Genomic DNA, 6,485 nt, shown 5'->3' with positions numbered 1-6,485 from the left:
AGGCAGACGATGATAGAAAGTCTTTTGAAGATGCCTATAATGCCGTGAGAACAATATACCAGTTTACTGAGAACCACATCTTCTGGGTAGAGAACTGGTTCCATACGATATGGTTTGATAAGGTAAGGAAGTTCGGAAATCTGCTGGCACAGTATAATGTATTGAAAAAGACGGACGACATCTTTCTCTTCAATAGATTTGAAGTACCTATACTTCTCGAGGACCTGGTGACCTCCTGGGCATTGGGTGTGGGTGCACCTACGAGAAGTAAATACTGGATGGAGAAAGCGGAGAAGAGAGAAAAGATACTTGAGGCTGCTGCAAAATGGGCGCCTGTACCCGGACTTGGAGTACCACCCGAAGAGGTATCAGAGCCATTTACCGTTATGCTGTGGGGTATAACCAGCGACACGGTTGAAGAGTGGCTGAAGGGTGCGGATCTATCTGCAAACGAAATAAAAGGGTTTGCATCATCAGCAGGGATTGTTGAAGGACCTGCAAGGGTAATCAAACTATCCAAAGACATTGTTGAACTCAAGCCCGGCGAGATATTAGTTTGTCCGTCTACAAACCCATCATGGGCACCGGTCTTTACAAAGATAAAGGCTGCCGTGACCGACATCGGAGGGCTTACATGTCATGCTTCCATAGTTTCGAGGGAGTATGGTTTGCCTTCTGTAACAGGCACCGGAGTTGCGACCTCCATGATTAAGACAGGTGACATATTAAAGGTTGATGGCACTAATGGTACTGTAACAATAGTGAAAAGAGCAGGAGCTTAAAGGTACAGTTGTTGACCGGGGGTACAATATCCGTATCCCCGGTGTTTATGGGTGTTTTTGTTAATAATGGGGAAAGAAAGGGGATATTTTTAATAAGGAGGAATTATCGTTGTTTATTGCAGCGGCATAGTAGTATGAAGTTCTAGGGGAGATAAAAAGGGGGTACATTACATGAATCAGAAAGGAGAAATCAAACAGCCTTTATTGGGGATTCTGGGAACGGTGGTTGTATTTTTCATTGCCTTTGGGATTATCACCTGGTTTAAACCGGAGACGTTTATCCCCTGGGCAGGCGAGCTGGCCATGTGCTTCATACCATTTTCCATCATCATAGGTATGGTATGGCAGACCAACTACCCGGCGCCGGCGGCGAAATTAGAGCAACCCCTGAAGGGGCTGTATCTTTTATTATTCAATATGATTGTCGGGTCTCTTGTCGCCGCATGGTCGATCAAGACCGTGGGAGGCTTTGTGGTGCCCCCCACACCGCCTCTCATATTTTTCACGATCATGACAGTGATTATGACGTTTTGGTGCGTTGTTGTGTGGGGATGCTGGCCGGCAGTGGGCATTAAAGGCGACCACCCCGCATTCGCGGGTTTTGGTACGCTTATTGTTTCTTATGCAGTGGCCTTTATACTTTACAAGACATGTTTCAACTTTGATTTCATGAAGGGTGCACCTTTCTATGCTGCTGTAATGCCCCCAAGCGGAGCTTTTAACGCCTTCTCGAGTTTAGCCTTCTTTCTCACGGGCCTTGCCGTGATTCTGGCATGGGTGGAGCTCGACTTCTGGCCATTAAGCCTTATTCCGCCGAAGGCCCCTGCATTCGGTAAACAACCCATCTGGGGTATCGTGGTCAGCATAGTAGTATGCATCGTCGCGTATATAATCAAATGGATTTTCGTAGACAATATGGGAATGGACGTGTTTGTATACACCCTTAAAGTCCCTATCTGTATAATTTTTGGGGAGTTCATTATGCTTCTTCTTATGCAGACTTCCCCGGTGCAGACCGTGAAACAACCCGGGAAGGGGATCATCCTGATCATCCTCAATATTATTCTCGCAGTCGTGATGTACTATCTCTATCTATGGTTCAGCTTCCTCATCGCCGGTCCTCTGCCAAGTGGAGGTGCCGCCGGTTATGTGCAGGAACTCTGGATCGCGACTGCACTTCTGGGCTTTACCTTTCCTGTTATTGCCTCGTATACAGGGTTTTTCAATTTCTGGCCTTTGACTGAGCCGAAACCGCCAAAGGAGTAAAAGGGAATAAGATTGTGGATAGCTAAAAGGGCTTAAGCCCTAAAGTTAAAATAAGCTGGAAGTACGGCTACCGTATGACCGTGCTTCCAGACTTTCCTTAAGACAATAAAAAGGGGGAATTAATATGGCAGAAAAATGGATATACCGGTTACAAGAGGTTGGACAGGAGCACAACGATATTGTTGGAAAAAAATGTGCTAACCTCGGAGAGTTGACGAAGGCAGGTTTTCATGTACCACCTGGTTTTGCCTTAGGTGTGGATGCATACGACAGATTTATGAACGAAACAGAAGCCACAAAACGTATATTGAAGTATCTGGAGAACTTTAACGCTGATCCAGATGATCTGGCGGATACCCTGAAATACGAAAAGGCATCCCAGGATATAAGGGAAATCGTTGAAATGATAAAAATGCCTCCTGATATGGAGGAAACCGTAAAAAGCTACTACGCAGAATTGTGCAAGATTGCAGGATGTGAAAATATATATGTGGCTACCCGTTCTGCAGGGCCTGCAAGCCATCCCGGTCAGTATGAGACATATTTGAACGTGAGTGGAGCAGATGATGTTGTTTTTAATGTAATACGTGTATGGTCGAGCACTTTCAATCCACGCTCTATAATAGCAAGGGCAAGGCTCAATCTACCATTGCATTATGACCCGATAGGGGTGGCTGTATTGACAATGGTCGATGCAAAGGCTGCCGGAGTTATGTTTACCGTGAACCCTGTTAATGGTGATATATCGAAAGTAGCTATAGAAGGAAGTTTCGGTTTTGGTGAAGCTGTAGTTTCCGGAAATGTAACACCAGACAGGTATCTGGTTGATAAAATTGGTCTGATGATTGAAGAAAAGGTAATTTCAGATAAAGGGAGTGAATTTGTCTATAACCCGGAGACCAAAGAGATGGAATATAAAGAGCTGCCTCCGGATCAAAGGAAGAGGCAGTGTCTTGAAGATAGAGAAGTGCTGGAACTTACAAGACTCGCGAAAAAGGTTGAAGAACATTTCGGATGCCCCCAGGATGCAGAGTGGTCTATCTCAAGAAGTCTTCCATTTCCTGAGAGCATCTTTATAGTACAGGCTCGTCCCGAGAGCGTATGGGGCAAGAAAAGGAAGGAATCTGTGCTTGGTAAAAAGACCGGCTTGGAGATGCTGCTTGAAAAGGCCATGACCCCCACTAAAGTTAAGGTTTAGATATATGAAGAAACAATTACTTATCATTACTACCCTCGATACAAAAGGAAGGGAAGCTGCCTATGTAAAGGACTGCGTGGAACACCTCGGCAGTCAACCGATCCTTATGGATATAGGGACTCTTTTGAAAGCCCAAACGGATCCTCACATCACACGATACGAATTGGCAGAGGCTGCCGGATATGACCTCGACCGGCTTATCGCAGAGAGAGACCGGTCAGCGGCAGTGAGGGTTGTTCAGGAGGGCGGTGCCATTGTTGCACAACGTCTTTTCAGAGAAGGGAAACTGAACGGGGTTTTTGGCATGGGAGGCGGCACAGGTACCGCTATAGCCGCTTTTATCATGCGTTCTTTACCTTTTGGGTTACCCAAGGTTCTTGTCTCTACGGTAGCGTCGAGGGACATCAGGGAGTTTATAGAGACGAAAGACATCGTCATGTTTCATTCAGTAGCCGATATTCTCGGTTCTAATGAATTTATCCGTCATATACTCGGACAGGCAGCCCATGCCGTATGTGGAATGATGTCCTTTGGCGATACCGTAAAAAAGGGGAAACCGATGGTGGGAGTTAGCGCCTACGGCATTAATTCCGCCTGCGCGCTGAACGCCGAGCCGCTCCTTGTTAAAAGGGGATATGAGATGATCGCTTTCCATGCTAATGGGGTCGGCGGAATGGCGATGGAGGAGATGATCGAACAGGGCATGCTCATCGGCATCCTTGACCTCACTCCCCATGAACTGGCGGACGAGATCTACGGAGGATACTGCAAGGGTATAGGGCAGAAACGGTTCGAAATGGCGGGAAAGATGGGGATACCGCTGCTTTTTGCCCCTGGTGGTCTTGATAACGCCGTCTTCAGCCCCTACTACCCCATGCCGGATATCTTGAAGGGAAGAAGGACCCATGGCCACGACGTACGTTTTTGTGTTCGTATGGATAAGGACGAAATGGTAAAATTTGCGCAGATAATCGGAGAGAAGCTTAATAAGTCACAGGGACCGGTGCATGTGCTCATCCCGAAGAGGGGTTGGTCCGAGATCGATAAACCCGGCGTGGAACTCTTTGACCCTGATATTGATATGGTTTTTGTTGATCGGTTAAAGACGATTCTCAGACCAGGTATCCCTGTCGAGGAGATGGACGCTCACATAAGCGAGACGGTCTTTGCGGAGCGGGCAGTGGAGATCCTGGACAGGATGATAAAAAAGATAGATAAGAACTTATAGATGAGATAAGATAGCTGGATGGATTTTTTCGATATTTCAGAGAAGAAGGGGTCTTTTGAGATATCGGCGCGTACCATGCTGGTCGGCGACGATATCCTTGTTATCCTCACAGGCGGTCGCGCCCACATTGGTGCTGTTGCGATCGCCCAGCCGAGGCCAGGCATAAAGGATGCGAAAAAGATAAGCTCGACCAGCTCGGTCTTTACCCATGTGGGTCATAAAGAAGATGTGGTGGCAAGGGCAATGTCAGAGGAGCTTTCAAAAGGGTTAAACAAGAGGGTGACAGTTGCTGCCGGTATCCACTGGGACAGACTGAAAAAGAAGGACATTGAGCTGGTTATAGAGATATGCGGGACAATCACAAAAAGGATCATTGCGGAGGTATCAAAAAGGTGAGGCGTATTATTGTCGGTATCACAGGCGCGACAGGTGTCATTTACGGTATCAGATTGCTCGAGGCGTTAAAGAACAAAGAGGTCGAAACACATCTTATTCTCTCTGATGCGGGAAAGAAGAATATACTCATTGAAACAGATTACACGATCGAGAATGTGGAGGGGCTTGCCTCTCAGGTCCATGATATCGGAAATCTCGCATCTTCCATATCGAGCGGGTCCTTCAGAACAGAGGGGATGGTCATTATCCCCTGCACGGTTAAAACGCTTTCCGGTGTAGCCCACTCGTACAATGATAACCTCATCGTAAGGGCTGCCGATGTTGTCCTGAAAGAGAGACGAAAATTGATCCTTGTTGTGAGAGAAACACCTCTCCATAAAGGCCACCTTGAGCTGATGAGCAGGGTTGCCGGCCTCGGCGGCATCATTCTACCTCCGATCCCCGCATTTTACCATTCCCCGCGTACGATAGATGATCTGTTGAACCACACTGCAGGAAAGATCCTGGATCTTCTCGAGATAGACAACTCCCTCTTCACGAGGTGGAAGGGGATCGACGAGTAACGAATCCAGCCTGCAGGTTTGCAATCCTGCCGGCTATCAGCCTTCAGCCATGAACCCGGTTTATCTGGTCTGTCTGGCTAACAACCGGTATCGAGCTACGAATTTCATTGTGTCATTGCGAGCCATTTTTCTCTTTGTCATTGCGAGCCCGCAGGGTGTGGCAATCTCATTCAATGGATTATACCCTTGGATCGCCACGTCGCTTCACTCCTCGCGATGACAATAAAAAATGAAGCACCTCGCGATGACAATAAAAAATGAAGCACCTCGCGATGACACCAATAAATCCTAATATCGAAGCACTACGCTCTGAACAATATCAAAATCCAAATATCAATCAAATGTCCAAAATTAATGAAAAAATTTCTTGACAAAAAGTTCTCTTATAATATTTATTATATCTACCAGTCAGTATATTGGTATAATTCAAGAGGCAAGCCGGGACATAATAGCGTTATCTGCTGTAGTCTATTGGGTAAACGGGAGGTACAATTATGAAGGATTTTAGTCGCTGCGTCTCAGGAGTAGTAAAATAAACTGTTTCCATTTTCAAAAAAATATGATAAACAAGAATGTGCATTTTTGTACAAGCAGGCTGTTTTTTTAAGAATACGAGATGGACACAATAAATTTAAGCGAAAAGACCAATTGGGAATTTATAGAGCAGGTGCAGAAAGAAAGCGCCCAGAACATCTCACTCTGCTATCAATGCGGTAACTGCACTGGCGGTTGTCCCTATACCAATTATTTCGATTACCCGGTAAGCATGGTCATGCGCCTTCTCCAGGCAGGACAAAAAGACACTATCCTCAATTCAAAAGCAATCTGGCTTTGTGCAACCTGTGAAACCTGTACGACGAGATGTCCCTGCGAGATAGATGTTGCGCATATAATGGACACATTAAGGATCATTGCGCGGAGAGAAGACAGGGTCTCTGAAAAAGATATCAAGATGTTTTACGATGCCTTCCTTGATTCTGTAAAACGTTTTGGACGTATCTATGAGGTGGGTACACTTCTTACATATAACCTCAGATCGGGTCATTTCCTGG

7 protein-coding genes are annotated in these 6,485 nt (G+C 46.2%); all 7 read left to right on the top strand.

What is annotated here, in order from left to right; all coding sequences use genetic code 11:
* A partial coding sequence (locus tag PHU49_13050; GenBank protein ID MDD5244935.1) for a PEP-utilizing enzyme occupies positions 1-782 on the top strand: 782 nt, incomplete at its 5' end.
* Positions 783-953: 171 nt separating this feature from the next.
* Positions 954-2,048: a hypothetical protein gene (locus PHU49_13045; GenBank protein MDD5244934.1), complete on the top strand. Its 1,095-nt coding sequence runs from the start codon at positions 954-956 to the stop codon at positions 2,046-2,048.
* Between the two features lie 124 nt (positions 2,049-2,172).
* Positions 2,173-3,246, top strand: coding sequence for a PEP/pyruvate-binding domain-containing protein (locus PHU49_13040; protein ID MDD5244933.1), 1,074 nt, complete (start codon positions 2,173-2,175; stop codon positions 3,244-3,246).
* 4 nt (positions 3,247-3,250) lie between these two features.
* Positions 3,251-4,474, top strand: coding sequence for a Tm-1-like ATP-binding domain-containing protein (locus tag PHU49_13035; GenBank protein MDD5244932.1), 1,224 nt, complete (start codon positions 3,251-3,253; stop codon positions 4,472-4,474).
* Positions 4,475-4,492: 18 nt separating this feature from the next.
* Complete coding sequence (locus PHU49_13030; GenBank protein ID MDD5244931.1) at positions 4,493-4,870, top strand: hypothetical protein; 378 nt, start codon at positions 4,493-4,495, stop codon at positions 4,868-4,870.
* Positions 4,867-5,433 carry a UbiX family flavin prenyltransferase gene (locus PHU49_13025; GenBank protein ID MDD5244930.1) on the top strand — a complete coding sequence of 189 codons (567 nt, stop codon included), beginning with the start codon at positions 4,867-4,869 and terminating at the stop codon, positions 5,431-5,433. The genes PHU49_13030 and PHU49_13025 overlap by 4 nt, the downstream gene beginning before the upstream one ends.
* Before the next feature lie 616 nt (positions 5,434-6,049).
* The coding region (locus PHU49_13020) for a 4Fe-4S dicluster domain-containing protein (GenBank protein MDD5244929.1) at positions 6,050-6,485 on the top strand (436 nt) is incomplete at its 3' end.

It is taken from the genome of Syntrophorhabdaceae bacterium (assembly GCA_028713955.1).
In the GTDB taxonomy this organism is placed as follows: Bacteria; Desulfobacterota; Syntrophorhabdia; order Syntrophorhabdales; family Syntrophorhabdaceae; genus UBA5609.
Note: the sequence above shows the minus strand (reverse complement) of the source record. Positions and strands in the feature narration are given on the sequence as shown.

Excerpts from the sequence above, each read along its gene's own strand:
- PHU49_13045 (MDD5244934.1), top strand. The coding sequence starts at position 954 with ATGAATCAGAAAGGAGAAATCAAACAGCCTTTATTGGGGATTCTGGGA.
- PHU49_13040 (MDD5244933.1), top strand. The coding sequence starts at position 2,173 with ATGGCAGAAAAATGGATATACCGGTTACAAGAGGTTGGACAGGAGCAC.
- PHU49_13035 (MDD5244932.1), top strand. The coding sequence starts at position 3,251 with ATGAAGAAACAATTACTTATCATTACTACCCTCGATACAAAAGGAAGG.
- PHU49_13030 (MDD5244931.1), top strand. The coding sequence starts at position 4,493 with ATGGATTTTTTCGATATTTCAGAGAAGAAGGGGTCTTTTGAGATATCG.